Raw genomic sequence first — 15790 nt, 5'->3', positions numbered from 1 at the left:
GATGCAGCTCGCCGAGACGTTGGGTCTCGACCCGCTCGCGGGCGATCTGGTCCGGGTCGAAACGGTCCTTCAGCACAATGTGGCGGCCGACGGGCGCATCCTCGACGACGCCGCCGCTCACCTGGTCACTGCGGGTGGTAAACGGTTGCGGCCGACACTCACTCTCTGCACTGCCTACGCCGCCACGACAGGGCAGGCGGCGGTGTCCGACGACGCTGTGACGGGCGCCACCGCCGTGGAGCTCGTGCACCTCGGGTCGCTCTACCACGACGACGTCATCGACGAGGCGGGCACGCGCCGGGGCGTGGCGAGCGTCAACGCCCGGTGGAGCAATATCGTGGCGATCCTCGCCGGTGACTTCCTCCTCGCGCGGGCCTCCGAGCTGGCGGCGTCACTCGGCGCCGACGTTGCCGGCCTGCTGGCCTCCACCATCGGCGACCTGTGCCGGGGGCAGGTCCTCGAGCTCCAGCACCTCTTCGACGTCGACCGGGAGGAGGAGAGCTACCGGTCATCCATCGACGGGAAGACGGCGTCGCTGATGGCGACGGCGTGTCGGATCGGGGGAATGGTGACCGACCTGCCCGATGACGACCTCGACGCCGTCACCGCGTTCGGGCGTCACGTGGGGATGTGCTTCCAGATCGTCGACGACGTCCTCGACCTCACGGCCACCGACGAGACACTCGGCAAGGCCGCAGGTCAGGATCTCGTCGAGGGCATCTACACGCTTCCGGTGATCTACGCGCTCCGTGACTCGTCTCGACTACGTGACCTCCTCGGCAGGCCGCTCGACGCCGACGATGTTGCCGCTGCACGGGAGATCGTGGCCTCGAACGGCTCCGTCGAGGCGTCCTACGACGTGGCCCGCTCGCACGCCAAGAAGGCCGACGAGGCACTCGGTGAGGCGGGAGCGCTCGATCCCACGGTCAGCGCCGGGCTCCGGCGCCTGGTGGAGGACCTCGTCGATCGCGCGTCGTGACGGAAGCGGGAGCTCAGGACGCAGCGGCCCGGTGCCGCGACGCTGCGTCATCCTCCCCGGTGGCGCGCCGGAGGAAGTCGACGACCGCCCGGTTGTAGGCGGTGGCCGCCTCGGCCATGACGGCGTGACCGGCACCCGAGACCACGTCGAGCTCGGCCGCGGAGATGAGCTCGGCCATCTCCTCGGCGTCGCCCACGGGTGTGAGGGAGTCCTGCGAGCCTGTGATGACGAGCGTGGGCACCCGGATCTCGTGGAGCCGGTCGCGCAGGTCGTCGGACATCGCGAGGATGGCGTCGACCTGTGCCACGAAACCCCGGGGATCGGACTTGAGGATCAGACGTCCGATGAGGTTGAGCCAGAGCCCGAAGCGGCGGTGGACGCGAGGGCCGACGAGCCACCGCAGCCCGTCCCCCGCCAACGCCGACATCCCGCTCGTCGCGACGGCCTCCCGCCACTCACGGAGCAGCTCGATCCTCCACTCGTGGTGACGGCTGGCCGTGCAGGCGAGAACCAGCGAGCGCGTGCGCTCAGGGTGGAGGACCCCGATGATCTGTGAGATCACGCCGCCCATCGACGCCCCCATCACGTGGGCAGACTCGACGCCCTCGGCGTTGAGGACCGTCACGGCGTCGTCGGCCATCTGGAACAGGCTGTAGGGCGGCTCGGCGGCACTCGTCGCCCCGACACCGCGGTTGTGGACGGCGTAGCACCGGAAACGGCGACCCATCGCCAGGCGTTGCATGGTCCAGCCGCGCGCGTCGACGCCCAGGCCCTGGATGAGCAGGAGCGGCTCCCCGTCGCGCCGTCCCCAGACCTCGTATCCGATCGGCGTTCCGTCGGCGGCGCTGATGTGGTGCACGGGCCCGACCGCCTCAGCGACCGTCGATGAGCTCTTGGACGGCCTGGCGGGCGAGCTCCGCCAGCTCGGCGGCGCCCAGCGGGTCGCCGGCGCCGAACACGTCGTCGAGCTCGACGTGCTCGCCGACGATCACTCGCCACGACCGCGCCGGCAGACCCAGCGGCCCCTCCGGAATCACGGCGACCGGGATGACCCGGTAACCCACCACGGCCGTGAGCAGCTCGGTCGGCGGAAGGGCGCCCGCGCGGCACCGCAGGCCTGTGGGGCCGAGCGGCACGGCCGCGAGGTGGCCGGCGCGCAGCACGGCACGCAGGTCGCCGGCGTGTCCCTTGATCATCCCGAGCTTGGTGCCGAGGCGGAAGACACCCGGTAGCTCGGGCATACCGACGACACGCAGACGCCGGGACCGGTCTCGACGGACTCCCACGGAGAGAACCGCCGGCTCGGCCACGCCGAAGCCGCGGTTGGCGATCAGGACGGCGGGGCCCGACGAGGGGATGTTCTCGACGTTCTCGACATCGACCGACACGGCCAACTCCGCGACGGGTACGGCGAAATCCTGGACGAGAGGGTCGCCGCCGAACGGGTCGATGGGGAACTGACCTGTGTAGCGGCGGCGGAGCGCGTCGCGAAGCGGGACACGGTGCCCGACACGGTCGAGGTCGAGGCCGTGGGTGGCGAGACCGACCGGTTCGGACGCCACGGCGTGGACGGGGCTCACGCGACGGCCCTCGTCGGTCGCAGCGCCGTGACGGTCGCCCATTCGTAGAGCTCCGAGCAGATCTGCTGCACGGGCCGTGGGCGCGGGAGGTCGAGCTCGGCCAGGGCGCGGGTCCCGTCGGCGGCACGGCCACGACGGAGCAGGTCGATGACGTGGTTCGGAACGGGAGCGCCGGCCAACTCGGCGACGCGCGCCGCGACCCTCCACCCGGGGCCGGTGACCGGGAAAGGAACCCGGTTCCCGAGACGCGCGACCTGCCACGGGCTCGCGGCACCTGTTCCGACGACGTTGAGGGCACCGTCGTAGCCGGCGAGCAGCGCGGCGACGATCGCACGGGCGGCGTCCTCGGGGTGGACCATCGTGAAAGGCGGGTCGTCGGTGGCGGGCACCGGGACGACCGGTAGGCGGAAGAGGCGTCCGAGTGGGCTCGGCACGTGGGACCCGACCACGGGAGCCAGGCGAACCTGTGCGACCGGGACACCGTGGCGGCGCCCGAGGCCCGCGGCCTGGACCTCCACGGCGAGGCACTCGGCGCCGAAGTGCGTCTGCGGCTCCGGCGGGATCGTCTCGTCGGGCACATCGGCGTGGCCGCGCCCCCGGCCGTAGACGTCGATGCTGCTGCGCAGGGCGATGCGCTCGAGCTCGCCGGTCCGGGCGGCCGCACCCAGGGCGGCCAGCGCGCTCGCCTCGGTGAGCTCCGCCGACGCGCGGGGCCCGCTGCGGGCGTCGGGCTCGTAGACGCCGACGTGGGCGACCGCCTGGGGAGCGAGGTCGGTGACGAAGTCGACGAGGCGCTCGCGGTCGCGGGGGTCGATGCGGTTGAACGTGGACCGGTGGAGACGACGACGCGGGGGGACGAAGTCGACGCCCGCGATGCGGGTGAACTCCTCACGTTCCTCGAGGAGCTGGGCGACACGCGTCCCGAGCTCCCCGCCCATTCCTGTGACGAGGACCCTCATATGTCCCTCAACCTACCGGCTGGCGCCCTCGGTGCCGGACCGGCGGTTCCGCTCGGCCACGACCCGCAGGCCGAAGAGGGTGAGCCAGGGCTCCACGTGCTCGATCGTCGTGGACACGGGTGCGATCAGGTCGGCGAGCCCACCGGTGGCCACGACCGTGGCCTCCCCGAGCTCGCCGATGAAGCGGTTCACGAGCGCATCCACCTGCCCGGTGAAGCCGTAGACGGCTCCCGACTGGACGGCCTCGGTCGTGGACTTGCCGATCACGCTCTTCGGGGGAACGAGCTCGACCCTCCGCAGGAGCGCCGCCCGCCCGAAGAGCGCCTCCATGGAGATCTCGATGCCCGGGAAGATGGCGCCGCCGAGGTACTCACCCCGGGAGCTCACCGCATCAACGGTGTTGGCGGTCCCGAAGTCGACGACGACTGTGGGACCTCCGTAGAACTCGTAGGCCGCCACCGCGTTGGCGATCCGGTCAGCGCCGACCTCCTTGGGATTGTCGTAGAGAATCGGCATGCCCGTGCGGACGCCCGGCTCCAGCACGAGCGCACTGAAGCCGAAGTAGCGCTCGGTCATGTCACGAAGCGACGCCGTGAGCCGTGGGACACCCGACGAGATCGCCACCGAGTCGATCTGGGCGTCGAACGAGAACCCGTGGAACCCGAGGAACTGCTGGATCATGAGCGCCAACTCGTCGGAGGTCCGCTCGGCGGTCGTCGTGATCCGCCAGTGGTCGACGAGATCCGCGTCGTCGAAGAGCCCGACGACGGTCTGGGTGTTCCCGACGTCGATCGCCAGCAGCATCAGCCACCGACCTCCACGTCGAGGCCGATGTCGAGGGCGCGCGCCGAGTGAGTGATGGAACCGACCGCCACGAAGTCCGCCCCCGTGTTGAGGTACTCGCCGAGATTGTCGACATCGACACCCCCGGAGATCTCCACGTAGGCGCTGCCGTCGATCAAGGCCACACATCCAGCAACGTCGGTCGGCGACATGTTGTCGAGCAGGACGATCTCGGCGCCCGCCCGGCGGGCCTCGGCGACCTGCTCGATCGTGTCGCACTCCACCTCGACGGGTCGCCCCGGCCAGCGCGCCCGGACACGGTCGACGGCGGCCTCGAGGGCCATCTGCGTGAGGTGGTTGTCCTTGATCAACACGGCGTCGGAGAGCGACTCCCGGTGGTTGAAGCCACCGCCGGCACGGACCGCCGCCTTCTGGAGGGCACGGAGGCCGGGGAGCGTCTTGCGCGTGTCGCGGAGGCGCACCTTGCCCCGCGCCGTGCGCACGAATCGCCGTGTCGCCGTCGCCACCCCCGAGCAGTGGCACAGGAAGTTCAGGGACGTGCGCTCCCCACCGAGGATCGGGCGCAGCGGTCCCTTCACCGTGCCGAGCACGGTGCCGGGCTCGACCTCGTCGCCGTCGTGGGCCTGCCAGACGACGTCGACGTCGGAGCTGAGCTGGGCGAACACCTCGGCGGCGACGCGTGTTCCCGCGACGACTCCCGCGGAACGGGCGCGAAACGTCGCGCGACCTGCGGCGTGCTCCTCGACCGTGGCGATGGTCGTGATGTCGCCGAGAACGCCGAAGTCCTCGTCGAGGGCCCGCCGCACGACGTCGTGGACGATGCCGGCGGGTGGGTCGAAGTCGTTCATGGGCCACTCCGGGAGGGTCTGGGGGGAGGCGTCGGGGTCGGCGGAAGGGGAACGTACTCGGGATCGCGCCCGGCCGTGACGAACAGCCGCCCGGCCCAGGCGTCGCGGGTCTCGGGGTGGTCGGATCGCTGGTGCGTTCCCCGTGACTCCTCACGCCGCCGGGCCGACGTCACGAGGAGCGACGCGGTCGTCCGCACGTTGGCGAGCTCGGCGTCGTGGCGAACGTCGATCGGCCGGTCGGCTCGTTCCGATCGTGGGACCGTTGCCGCGACGCCCGTCGCGCCCAGGACCTCGGCCACGGCATCGAGGCTCTCCGCGCTGCGCACCACCCCCGCACCACGGGTCATCGCCGAACGGATCGCGTCGAGCTCGGGGCCGCCGGCTCCCGGGTCACCGTCCACGACCGGCCCCGGCATGTGGCGAGGGGCCCCCCGGAGCACGCCGGTCGGCTCCGCGGCGTCCCGACCGGACGCCACGGCCTCGATGCACCGTGCGGAGAAGACGAGCCCGTCGAGGAGCGAGTTCGACGCCAGGCGGTTGGCCCCGTGCACCCCGCTGGCGGCGGCCTCACCGCACGCCCAGAGGCCGGGCAGCGTCGACGCCCCGTCGACGTCGACCGCCACGCCACCACAGTGATAGTGCGCGGCGGGCGCCACGGGCAGCCAGTCGCTCGTCGGATCGAGACCCACCGAGCGGCACGATGCCACGAGCGTGGGGAACCGTCTCTCCACGTCGGGGACCCCGGTGGCGTCGAGCCACAGGTGGTCGACGCCGGCCTCGGCGATCCGGGCGGCGATGGCGGTCGCCACGACGTCGCGGGGGGCGAGGTCGCCGAGCGGGTGCACGTCGTCCATGAGGAACCCACCCGACTCGGTTCGCAGACGCGCGCCCTCACCACGGAGCGCCTCCGACAGGAGCGGCCGCGGCATGACCGGGTGGTGGAGGGCCGTGGGGTGGAACTGCACGAACTCGATGTCGCACAACGTTGCGCCGGCGCGCCACGCCATGGCCAGGCCGTCGCCGGTGGCGAGTGCGGGATTCGTCGTGACGGCGTAGAGCGCGCCGATCCCGCCGGTGGCGAGCAGCGTGTGCCGGGCCCGGATGCGATGTGCCGCACCGTCGGCATCGAGGGCCGCCACGCCGACACATCTGCCGCCGTCGACGAGCAGGTCGGTCGCGAACCACGACTCGCGCACGTCGGCGGAACGGGCCCGGGTGGCGGCCACGAGGGCGCGCTCCACCTCGGCGCCCGTGGCGTCACCGCCGGCGTGGAGAACACGCCGCACCGAGTGGCCGCCTTCACGGCCGCGGTCGAACCCGGTGTCTCCGGGGCTGAGGGGGTCGAACGAGGCTCCGAGGTCGATCAACTCCCGGATCCTCTGCGGCCCCTCGACAGCGAGGATCCTCGTGGCGTCGAGATCGCACAGCCCGGCCCCGGCGCCCACGGTGTCGGCGACGTGGAGCTCCGGCGAGTCGGGCTCCTCCATCGCAGCGCTGATGCCGCCCTGGGCGTAGCGGGTCGTCGACTCGCCCAGGTCCGCCTTGGTGACGAGGATCACCGACAGCCCCGCATCGGCGGCGCGCACGGCGGCGGAGAGCCCGGCGACCCCGCTGCCCAGCACGAGCAGGTCGACGGGCGCGCTCACGTCGTCCACGGTGCCTTCCGACGGCGTCGCGGCGTCAGCCGTGGGTCGTCCTCAACCGGTGAGGTCGTGGAGTTCGCGGTCGAGTGCCTGGAACTCGGGGTCCGTGGGCCGGTTGCGCGAGTCGACGTGCACGATACGGGGCTCGTAGTCCTCGAGCTCCTCGTCGTCGTAGTCGGCGTAGGTGATCACGATCACGCGATCGCCCGTGTGGACGAGTCGTGCGGCCGCGCCGTTGAGGACCACGTCGCCGGCGCCACCCGGGATCGCATAGGTCTCGAAACGCTCACCGTTGTCGATGTCGAGAACATGGACCTGCTCGTTCACCCGGATGTCGGCGAGCTCCATCAGGTGGGGGTCGAGCGTGATCGACCCGACGTAGTTCAGATCGGCACCCACGACGGTTGCCCGGTGGATCTTGGACTTCATCATCGTGCGCAACACAGGTCGCTCCCTGTCGGGTGGTCGGATGGTGTCGAACAACGCGGCGGTGTGTCCAATGGGGCCGCGTGGACGTTGCTTCCGGGCATGTCAAACACCCACCGTCAGCGTCCCGGCGTCGACGACGACGTCGGATCCCCGGAGGTCGACGGTCATGTTGTCGAGCAGGCGGGCACCGCCGAGCTGCGCGGCGCAGGCGATCAGCACGTTGCCCGCGATCCGGTCGATCGGCTCCAGCGTGTCGGTGTCGACGACGGCCGCGTAGTCGAGCTCGGCGCGTGGCTCGCCCGCGATGAGCCTGCCGAGCCGGTCGCGCACGACGGTGGCGTCACGCTCCCCGGCGACGATGTCGTCGGTGACCGAGAGCAGCGAGCGGTAGAGCACGGTGGCCCGCCACCGCTCGTCGGCTCTGAGGTAGGCGTTGCGGCTCGACAGCGCCAGACCGTCGACGTCGCGCACGAGGGGGCACCCCACAACGTCGACCGGCAGGTTCAGGTCGGCGGTGAGTCGCCGTACGACGGCGAGCTGCTGGAAGTCCTTCCGCCCGAAGTAGGCGCGACAGCGCCCGACGATCGCGAACAGCTTCGTGACCACGGTGGCCACACCGTCGAAGAACGTGGGCCGCGAGGCCCCGCACAGGCGGTCGGTGAGTGTGGACACGTGGACCGCGGTCACCGGCTCCACCGGGTACATCTCGGGCGGCGGGGGGACGAAGAGGATGTCGACGCCGTCGTCGGTCGCCATGGCCGTGTCGGCCTCGAGGCTGCGGGGGTAGGTCGAGAGGTCCTCACCCGGGGCGAACTGGAGTGGGTTCACGAAGATGCTGGCCACGACGACATCGGTGTCGCGTCGGGCCGCGCGGAGCAACGACCGGTGCCCGTCGTGGAACGAGCCCATCGTGGGGACGAAGCCCACGACCGAGCCCCCGGCGCGCTCCGCGTCGCAGAGCCCGCGCAGCTCCTCCACCCTCTCGACGACCCTCATGACCCCGTACCCGCCGGGACGCCGCCGGTGCCGCCCGCGGTGTCGGGCGAGGCGGCCACGGCGGCGGGGGTCGGCGCCGCCGCGGAGCCCAGCAGGGCGTCGAGCGCACCCGGCTCGTCGCCGTGTTCGGTGAGCCGCAGCGCCTCGCGCGCCAGCGACCGGTAGGCCGCCACCTCGTCGGCGGGCAGCGCATCGAGATGAGCCGACACCGTGGTGACATCGCCACGAGCGACAGGGCCGGTGAGCGCGTCGGCTGCTCCGACCTCGCCGACCGTGTCGACGGCGTCGCGTACGAGGGGGAGGAACTCGTCGACCGGGAGCCCGGCGGCGTCCGCCACCCGCTCGAGATGACCGAGGAGTGCGACCGCGTGGTTCGAGGCAACGACGGCTGTGGCGTGGTATATCGCACGATCGGCGTCGTCGACGGGGAACGCGGTGGCGCCGAGTGCGGCGACGACATCCACGACGTGATCGTCGCCGGCCACGGCGCACCGGCTTCCGACCAGGCGTCGGCGCCCGGTCGCAACGGTGGGGATCGATATGAGCGGGTGCAGCGCTCCGGCACGGAGGTCGGGGCGGATCGCGAGGGTGTCGTCGAGCACCGAGACGCCGAGTGACCCTGCGAGATGCACCAGGAGAACTCCGGGACCGGCCGAGGGGGCGAGGGCGGAGGCGGCCTCGGCGACGCAACCGTCGGGCGTGGCGATGACGACGACGTCGCAGCGCCGCGCCACGGATGTGACACCGACGGCACGCGCACCCAGGGTGCGTGCCGCGGCACGCACGGAGGGGGAATCGGGCCGGCGCCCGGCGACGTCGGTGCACCGCCAGCCCGCGTCGGTGAGCGCCATGGCGACCGCCATGCCGGCGCGGCCGGGCCCAACGAGGGCGAAGAGGCGCGCCGCGCCGCGGGACGGGGACGTCGACGTCGACCCGGAGGCGGCAGCACCATCCGGCACGTGCCGGGGCGCCGCGGCGTCGCTGCGATCCAACCGAAACCTCTCGTTCCGGCCCACGGTGGGTGCCGGACTCGGGTTCAGAGTGCCCAGTCTACCGCGACCCTCCGGACCCCGTGCCAGCCCGCCTCGGGGGTCTCCACCCGCTCCGGTGCCACGTCGGCGAGGGGTGCCAGCACGAAGTCGCGTTCGAAGATCCGGGGGTGGGGCACGACGAGATCGGGCTCGTCGGTGAGCACGTCGCCCACGAGCAGAACGTCGACGTCGAGTGTCCGGGGACCGAACCGCTCGGCCCGGACCCTCCCGGCGGCGTCCTCGAGCCGTGCGGCAAGGCGGAGGAGGGCCCGGGCGTCGAGGTCGGTGTCGAAGGCGACCACCGCGTTGAGGTAGTCGTCCTGCGGCGGGCCTCCCACCGGTGACGTCTCGTAGAGCGCCGACACGGCCACCTCCGCGGGAGCCACCTGCTCACGGATGGCCTGGACCGCTGCGCGGAGCTGCTCCCGGCGGTCGCCCAGGTTGGACCCCAACCCGAGGACGGCGCGCTCGGTCACCGGCGGACCCGGACCGCCACGTGGTCGGCCATCACCGGGACCGGGGGACGCAGCTTGCGTACCGTGACGGTAGCGGCACCGACCCGGGTGTCGGACCGGCAGACCTCGGCGATCCGCGTCGCGAGGCGCTCCAGGAGTGTGTACCTCTCCGAGCTGACGATCCGGGCCACCGCCTCGCACACGGCGCCGTAGTCGACCGTGTCGTCGAGGTCGTCGGTCTCACCGGCGGTGCTGACGTCGACCTCGAGGTCGACGTCGACCTCGAAGGGCTGCGGGCGGGACTGTTCCTCGGCCAGGACGCCGTGCACTCCCATCGCGCGGATCCCCGAGATCAGGATGTGATCCATCCACGAAGCCTAGATCCGTCGGAGTCGAGGATCAGCGGGGCAGGTACCCTGCCCCGCCCGAGCGACGACTGTCAGAACCGTCGGAGTCGAGGATCAGCGGGGCAGGTACCCTGCCCCGCCCGAGCGACGACTTGCTAGACGACGCGCTTCATCTCCTCGTCGAGGGTGACCGCCACGACCCGGCGTCCCGCGGCACCCAGTTCGCGACCGGTCAGCTTCTCGACGATCGCCACGGCGTGGGGCCCGGTGTCGACGGCTCCCGTGTAGAGGAGGTAGCCGGCGACGGCTCCGAGAACGCGGTCGCCGAGGTCCTCGTGGTGGACGAGGATCCTGGAGTCGGGGACGTCGAGCAGCCGGGCGATCGACTCGTAGACCGGGACGAGGCGCTCGGACTCGTCGTCGGGCTCCCCCAGCGGGACGCGGGCGTACTCGATCTCGGCCTCCTCGTAGGCCGAGAGGTTGTGCGGGGTGTCGAGCAGCGAGAGGACCCGCGTGAACCCCTCACGCTTGAGCCAGATCAGCTCCTCCTCACGCCGGACCTTGCGGTGACTCCGCCCGTAGCCGCCCGGGCGCTCCGAGATCGCCATGCGGTCCTGGACGACCCAGCAGAACATGCGGGGCTCCAGCCCCTGCGCCCAGCGCCCTCTCACGCTGCGCCCCGTTCGGTCCGTTCGGACGCCTCTGCCAGGGCGTCGAGGAGATCGGCGGCGCGACGGGCGGCGCGAGCGTCGTGGACGCGGACCATCGACGCACCCCGCTCCAGCGCCCAGACGACCGTGGCGAGCGTCGGGTCGTCGCGCTCGGCCACCGGGAGGTCGAGAGTGGCACCGATGAACGACTTGCGCGACGGGCCGACGAGGACAGGATGGTCGAGTCGCGCCACGAGCTCGTCGAGTCGCGCGAGCAGCGCCAGGTTGTGGGCGGGGGTCTTTCCGAACCCGATACCAGGGTCGAGGAGGATCCGCTCGCCACCGATCCCTGCCCGCCGGGCGGCATCGGCCCGGGCGCGCAGAGCATCGCCGACGTCGACCACGACGTCGTCGTAGCGCGGGTTCTGCTGCATCGTGGCGGGGCTGCCCTGCATGTGCATGAGGACGATGCCCGCGTCGGCACCGGCCACGACCTCCAGCATGCGCTCGTCGGCGGTTCCGGCCGAGACGTCGTTCACGACGACGGCACCCTCCTCGAGCGCGGCAGCGGCGACGTCGGCCTTCATGGTGTCGACGCTGACAGGAATCGCCTCGGCGACGAGTGCAGCGATCACGGGGAGGACCCTCGCCGACTCGACGTCGGCGGGAACGGGCTCGGCGCCGGGACGCGTCGACTCACCGCCCACATCGACGATGTCGGCACCGTCGGCGTGCAGGGAGCGCCCGTGCTCCACCGCGACCTCGACACGCGAGAACATCCCGCCGTCGGAGAAGGAGTCGGGTGTGACGTTGAGCACACCCATGACCCCCGACAGCGGCACAGCACCCATGCCGGGCATGCTAACGACTGTTGATCTCTCCCCTAATGGGAGGAGCCGGGGGCCCGGATGAGGCTCATGGCCTCGGCACGGGTGGCCGTGTTGGTCTTGAACAGGCCCCGGACCGCCGAGGTGACCGTGAGGGCGCCGGGCTTGCGCACCCCGCGCATCGACATGCACAGGTGCTCGGCCTCGATGAGCACGAAGACGCCCTGCGGGACGAGGACGCGCTGGAGGGCGTCGGCGATCTGGGTGGTGAGGCGCTCCTGCACCTGGGGACGGCGGGCGTAGCCGTCGACCAGGCGGGCGAGCTTGGACAGCCCGGTGATCCGCCCGTCGTCGCCGGGGATGTAGGCAACGTGCGCCCGACCGAGGAACGGGACGAGGTGGTGCTCACAGAGCGAGGCCAGCGGTATGTCGCGCACCATGATCATCTCGTCGTGGTCCGCCTCGAACGTGACCGAGAGGTGCCGTGACGGATCGTCGTGGAGCCCGCTGAAGATCTCCTCGTACATCTCGCTGATCCGCTCGGGTGTCGCCACGAGCCCGTCACGCGTCGGGTCCTCACCGATGGCGACGAGCAACTCCCGGACCGCGGCCTCGACGCGAGGCTTGTCGACGCCCGATGTCTCGTCGACGGCGTGGAGATCGGGGGTGGAACCTGGCTCGCTCATGTCGTCCTCTTCTCGGCTGCTGAGCTGCTGGCCGCGGCGCTGGGGCCCGACCGCGCCACCGACGACGTCCCCTCGGAGAACGGCTCCGCGTCGTCGAGGATCTCGAGGACGGCGTCGGTGTCGAGAGTCTCGTGCTCGATGAGCGCCGCAGCAAGGCGGTCGAGCGTCTCCCGGTTCTGCTCGAGAACCGAGCGCGCGACGTCGTGGGCACTCTCGACGAGCGTGCGGACCTCGCTGTCGATCCGGGCCGCCACCTCGTCGGAGTAGTCACGCGTCGTGTGGAGATCCTTGCCGAGGAACACTTCGTCGTTGTCCCCACCCAGTCGCACGGGGCCGAGAGAGTCGCTCATCCCGTACTCGGTGACCATCCGGCGGGCGACACGTGTCGCCTGCTGGATGTCGTTCTCGGCCCCCGTGGTCGGATCGGCGAAGATCAGCTCTTCAGCCGTTCGGCCACCGAGCAGCATGGCCAGCTCGTCGGTGAGCTCCCGCCGGGTGACGAGGAAGCGGTCCTCGGTGGGGAGGGTGAGCGTGTAACCGAGGGCGCGCCCGCGAGGGATGATCGAGACCTTGTGGACGGGATCCGTGTTCGGGAGCGCGTGGCTCACGAGCGCGTGACCACCCTCGTGGTAGGCGATCACGCGCTTCTCGTGGTCGGAGATGAGGCGGCTTCGTCGCTCGGGCCCGGCCATCACGCGGTCGATGGCCTCTTCGAGCTGGGGAAGCCCGATGCGCTCCAGCGAGGCACGGGCGGTGAGCAGCGCCGCCTCGTTCATGAGGTTGGCGAGGTCCGCACCGGTGAACCCCGGTGTCCGTCGGGCGATGACGTCGAGATCCACACCTTCGGCGAGAGGCTTCTCGCGGCCGTGGACGGACAGGATCGACTTCCTGCCCTCGAGGTCGGGTCGGTCGACGACGACCTGGCGGTCGAAGCGGCCGGGGCGCAGCAACGCGGGGTCGAGGATGTCGGGGCGGTTGGTGGAGGCCAGCAGGATCACGCCCTGCGTGTCGTCGAAGCCGTCCATCTCCACGAGGAGCTGGTTGAGGGTCTGCTCCCGCTCGTCGTGCCCACCCCCCAGCCCCGCGCCGCGGTGCCGGCCGACCGCGTCGATCTCGTCGACGAAGATGATGGCGGGCGCGCTCTCCTTGGCCTGGTCGAACAGGCCGCGGACCCGTGACGCCCCCACACCGACGAACATCTCGACGAACTCCGAGCCGCTGATCGAGAAGAAGGGCACGCCGGCCTCGCCGGCCACCGCGCGGGCCAGGAGGGTCTTGCCCGTACCCGGCGGGCCGTAGAGGAGGACGCCTTTGGGGATCTTGGCACCCATGTCGCGAAATCGGTCGGGCGCCTCCAGGTAGTCGCGGATCTCCCCGAGTTCCTCGACCGCCTCGTCGAGCCCGGCCACGTCGTCGAAGGTGACCTTGGGCTCGTCGGGGTCGATGGGCCGGGCCTTCGAGCGGCCGAAACCCAGGGCGCCGGCCCCGGGGAGCCGCATGAGGAAGAACCCCGCCACCCCCAGGAGGAGAAGCAGCGGGAGGAGGTTGAGTACGTAGTTGACCCACGGGTTCTCTCCCTGGGTGTCGACGTCGAACTCGTCGACATCGGCGTCCACGATGGCGTCGGTGACCGACTCGGTGGAGCGTTCGGGGAAGTCGACCGTGAACTCCTCACCGTCGGTGAAGGTCCCGTCGAGACGGTGGTCGGCGTCGTAGAGCGTGACCTCCTCCACGTCGCCGTCGGCGAGACGGTCCTGGAAGGTGGCGAGGTCGACGTCTTCACGACCGTCGCCGCCGACGACGACGCGCCACGCCACGAACCCGACGGCAGCAGCCGCGAGAAGGGCGATGAGTACGTATCGGCGTGGCTTGGGCACGCGGCCTCGTCGGTCGCGGATGGGACGGTGTCCAGGCTATCCGGGGCCGGTGTGGGCCCCGACGCGTCGAAGGGCTCAGCTGACGTTGACGGGCCCGGCGTAGCGCGCCAGGAACGGCAGGTTGCGGTAGCGCTCGGCCACGTCGAGGCCGTACCCGATCACGAAGTCGGGGGGGATCGTGAACCCCACGTACCTGAGGTCTGTCTCCTCCTTCTGGAGGCCCTCCTTGAGCAGCAGGGTGCACACCTCGATGGAAGCGGGGCCTCGAGCCTTCAGGTTCTTGCGCAGGAAGCTGAGCGTGAGGCCCGAGTCGACGATGTCCTCCACGAGGAGGACATGGCGGTCGGTCAGGTCGATGTCGAGGTCCTTCACGATCCGCACGACACCGCTCGTGCGCGTGGCCGAGCCATACGACGCCACCGCCATGAAGTCGAACTCCACCGGCAGGTCGATCGCACGGGCGAGATCGCTCATGAACATGAACGCGCCCTTCAACACGCCCACGAGGAGCGGTGGCTCGTCGCGGTAGTCGGCGGTGATCTGACGTCCGAGCTCGGCGATCCGGTCCTGGAGCTCCTTCTCGTTGACGACGACCTCGCCGACGTACGGATCATCCATCACGTGTGTGTTGCTCCCCCGGGAACGGTCGGCACGGGTGGGGCCCGGTCATCGGGGACCGGACGCCGTCACGGTAGTCGAGGTGGTCGAGCTGCTCCCCGGTACGTCGAGCAGGTGGAGCCGCCCGGAGCTGCGGCGCACCTCCCGGCCCCCTCCGACGTGCGCAGCGACCGCCGTGCCGCCGGCCACGGCGAGCGCATCGTCGATCCGCGCGGCGTCGGGCGCCGGTGGGCCGATCCAGCGGCGCAGGACCCGTCGGGCGACGGCCCGTGGAGCCGCGGCCACCGTGGCCGCGTCGAGCCAACCGCGCTCGGATCCGGCACCGCGCGCCTCCGGGTCGACGGCCGACTGGAGCACGTCGTCGGCCAGCGCGTCGAGCACGGCGAGCTCGTCACGCGCGATCGCCGCCTGGCGCGCGAGCACCGGCACGAGATCGCGGTCGAACCCCTCGTCGAGGAGGGGCAGCGCCCGCTTGCGCAGCCACACGCGCCGGAAGCCCTCGTCGTCGTTCATCGCGTCGCGCCGCGGCGTGGTTCGGAGGCGCCGGCAGATCTCGAGTGTCTCGGTGCGTCGAAACCCCAGGAGCGGCCGTGAGATCGGGCCGCTCCGAGCCGGCATTCCGGCGAGGCCGCTCAGCGCACCACCCCGCATCATGTTGAGCAGCACGGTCTCGGCCTGATCGTCCATCGTGTGCCCGAGCAGCACGGGGGAAGCGTCGACCCGCTCGGCGGCACCGAGAAGTGCGGCACGCCGCGCGTCGCGTGCGCGCTCTTCGACGTTGGGCCCCGCACCGACATCGGCCGGTACCACCGTCACCGCCACACCCAGGGACGATGCCACGTCGCACACGAAACGGCCGTCGGCGGCGCTCTCGGGCCGCAGACCGTGATCGACGTACACGGCCACGGGGTCGGCTGCGAGCGCCCCGAGCGCCAGGAGCGCCAGGGAGTCGGCTCCGCCACTGCACGCCACGAGTGGGCGCGCGCCACCCGGATCGAAGCGGTGTGCCCACGGCGTCAGGGCCCGTGCCAGGTCGCCGGCCCGGGGAAGGAGGGCAGCAC

18 protein-coding genes are annotated in these 15790 nt (G+C 71.4%); 1 reads left to right on the top strand and 17 read right to left on the bottom strand.

Going from position 1 to position 15790, the window contains the following annotated elements; all coding sequences use genetic code 11:
• The first annotated feature begins 1 nt into the window (after window position 1).
• The gene (locus tag R3A49_13400) at window positions 2–979 is read left to right on the top strand and encodes a polyprenyl synthetase family protein (GenBank protein MEZ5171720.1); all 978 of its coding nucleotides are present in this window, start codon (window positions 2–4) and stop codon (window positions 977–979) included.
• 13 nt (window positions 980–992) lie between these two features.
• Here R3A49_13400 and R3A49_13395 read toward each other — a convergent pair whose 3' ends face one another.
• The 17 genes from R3A49_13395 to tilS all read right to left on the bottom strand — a co-directional run bounded on the left by R3A49_13395 (window position 993) and on the right by tilS (window position 15701).
• Window positions 993–1838: an alpha/beta fold hydrolase gene (locus tag R3A49_13395; protein MEZ5171719.1), complete on the bottom strand. Its 846-nt coding sequence runs from the start codon at window positions 1836–1838 to the stop codon at window positions 993–995.
• Window positions 1839–1851: 13 nt separating this feature from the next.
• Window positions 1852–2559 carry a hypothetical protein gene (locus R3A49_13390; GenBank protein ID MEZ5171718.1) on the bottom strand — a complete coding sequence of 236 codons (708 nt, stop codon included), beginning with the start codon at window positions 2557–2559 and terminating at the stop codon, window positions 1852–1854.
• Complete coding sequence (locus R3A49_13385; protein MEZ5171717.1) at window positions 2556–3518, bottom strand: NAD-dependent epimerase/dehydratase family protein; 963 nt, start codon at window positions 3516–3518, stop codon at window positions 2556–2558. Before R3A49_13385 ends, R3A49_13390 begins: the two co-directional genes overlap by 4 nt.
• 12 nt (window positions 3519–3530) lie before the next feature.
• Window positions 3531–4322 (bottom strand): type III pantothenate kinase, encoded by a 792-nt coding sequence (locus tag R3A49_13380; GenBank protein ID MEZ5171716.1) that lies wholly within the window; start codon window positions 4320–4322, stop codon window positions 3531–3533.
• Window positions 4322–5170, bottom strand: a complete 849-nt coding sequence (nadC, locus tag R3A49_13375; GenBank protein ID MEZ5171715.1) for a carboxylating nicotinate-nucleotide diphosphorylase — start codon at window positions 5168–5170, stop codon at window positions 4322–4324. The genes R3A49_13380 and nadC overlap by 1 nt, the downstream gene beginning before the upstream one ends.
• Complete coding sequence (gene nadB / locus R3A49_13370) at window positions 5167–6825, bottom strand: L-aspartate oxidase (GenBank protein MEZ5171714.1); 1659 nt, start codon at window positions 6823–6825, stop codon at window positions 5167–5169. Before nadB ends, nadC begins: the two co-directional genes overlap by 4 nt.
• Before the next feature lie 42 nt (window positions 6826–6867).
• A complete protein-coding gene (locus R3A49_13365) occupies window positions 6868–7257 on the bottom strand; it encodes an aspartate 1-decarboxylase (GenBank protein MEZ5171713.1) in 390 nt (129 codons plus the stop codon).
• Window positions 7258–7344: 87 nt separating this feature from the next.
• On the bottom strand, window positions 7345–8238 hold the full coding sequence (gene panC, locus R3A49_13360) for a pantoate--beta-alanine ligase (protein ID MEZ5171712.1): 894 nt from the start codon (window positions 8236–8238) through the stop codon (window positions 7345–7347).
• Complete coding sequence (locus tag R3A49_13355) at window positions 8235–9230, bottom strand: DUF2520 domain-containing protein (GenBank protein ID MEZ5171711.1); 996 nt, start codon at window positions 9228–9230, stop codon at window positions 8235–8237. The genes panC and R3A49_13355 overlap by 4 nt, the downstream gene beginning before the upstream one ends.
• A gap of 44 nt (window positions 9231–9274) precedes the next feature.
• On the bottom strand, window positions 9275–9745 hold the full coding sequence (folK, locus tag R3A49_13350) for a 2-amino-4-hydroxy-6-hydroxymethyldihydropteridine diphosphokinase (protein MEZ5171710.1): 471 nt from the start codon (window positions 9743–9745) through the stop codon (window positions 9275–9277).
• A complete protein-coding gene (folB, locus tag R3A49_13345; GenBank protein MEZ5171709.1) occupies window positions 9742–10092 on the bottom strand; it encodes a dihydroneopterin aldolase in 351 nt (116 codons plus the stop codon). Before folB ends, folK begins: the two co-directional genes overlap by 4 nt.
• 134 nt (window positions 10093–10226) lie before the next feature.
• Window positions 10227–10742, bottom strand: coding sequence for a hypothetical protein (locus R3A49_13340; protein ID MEZ5171708.1), 516 nt, complete (start codon window positions 10740–10742; stop codon window positions 10227–10229).
• Window positions 10739–11572: a dihydropteroate synthase gene (gene folP / locus R3A49_13335; GenBank protein MEZ5171707.1), complete on the bottom strand. Its 834-nt coding sequence runs from the start codon at window positions 11570–11572 to the stop codon at window positions 10739–10741. Before folP ends, R3A49_13340 begins: the two co-directional genes overlap by 4 nt.
• 32 nt (window positions 11573–11604) lie before the next feature.
• A complete protein-coding gene (folE, locus tag R3A49_13330) occupies window positions 11605–12234 on the bottom strand; it encodes a GTP cyclohydrolase I FolE (protein ID MEZ5171706.1) in 630 nt (209 codons plus the stop codon).
• Window positions 12231–14111: an ATP-dependent zinc metalloprotease FtsH gene (gene ftsH, locus R3A49_13325; protein ID MEZ5171705.1), complete on the bottom strand. Its 1881-nt coding sequence runs from the start codon at window positions 14109–14111 to the stop codon at window positions 12231–12233. The genes folE and ftsH overlap by 4 nt, the downstream gene beginning before the upstream one ends.
• Window positions 14112–14186: 75 nt before the next feature.
• Window positions 14187–14729 carry a hypoxanthine phosphoribosyltransferase gene (gene hpt, locus R3A49_13320; protein ID MEZ5171704.1) on the bottom strand — a complete coding sequence of 181 codons (543 nt, stop codon included), beginning with the start codon at window positions 14727–14729 and terminating at the stop codon, window positions 14187–14189.
• 48 nt (window positions 14730–14777) lie between these two features.
• On the bottom strand, window positions 14778–15701 hold the full coding sequence (tilS, locus tag R3A49_13315; protein ID MEZ5171703.1) for a tRNA lysidine(34) synthetase TilS: 924 nt from the start codon (window positions 15699–15701) through the stop codon (window positions 14778–14780).
• Window positions 15702–15790 lie beyond the last annotated feature (89 nt).

It is taken from the genome of Acidimicrobiia bacterium (assembly GCA_041394025.1).
Classification (GTDB): domain Bacteria; phylum Actinomycetota; class Acidimicrobiia; order IMCC26256; family JAOSJL01; genus JAOSJL01.
The sequence above is the reverse complement of the archived record's forward strand: the minus strand, read 5'-3'. Positions and strand labels throughout refer to the sequence as shown.

Bases quoted from the DNA above. Each gene is read 5' to 3' on its own strand.
- hpt (MEZ5171704.1), bottom strand. From the start codon at position 14,729: ATGGATGATCCGTACGTCGGCGAGGTCGTCGTCAACGAGAAGGAGCTC.
- folP (MEZ5171707.1), bottom strand. From the start codon at position 11,572: ATGGGTGCTGTGCCGCTGTCGGGGGTCATGGGTGTGCTCAACGTCACA.
- R3A49_13400 (MEZ5171720.1), top strand. From the start codon at position 2: ATGCAGCTCGCCGAGACGTTGGGTCTCGACCCGCTCGCGGGCGATCTG.
- R3A49_13385 (MEZ5171717.1), bottom strand. From the start codon at position 3,518: ATGAGGGTCCTCGTCACAGGAATGGGCGGGGAGCTCGGGACGCGTGTC.
- nadC (MEZ5171715.1), bottom strand. From the start codon at position 5,170: ATGAACGACTTCGACCCACCCGCCGGCATCGTCCACGACGTCGTGCGG.
- panC (MEZ5171712.1), bottom strand. From the start codon at position 8,238: ATGAGGGTCGTCGAGAGGGTGGAGGAGCTGCGCGGGCTCTGCGACGCG.
- folE (MEZ5171706.1), bottom strand. From the start codon at position 12,234: ATGAGCGAGCCAGGTTCCACCCCCGATCTCCACGCCGTCGACGAGACA.
- folB (MEZ5171709.1), bottom strand. From the start codon at position 10,092: ATGGATCACATCCTGATCTCGGGGATCCGCGCGATGGGAGTGCACGGC.
- R3A49_13380 (MEZ5171716.1), bottom strand. From the start codon at position 4,322: ATGCTGCTGGCGATCGACGTCGGGAACACCCAGACCGTCGTCGGGCTC.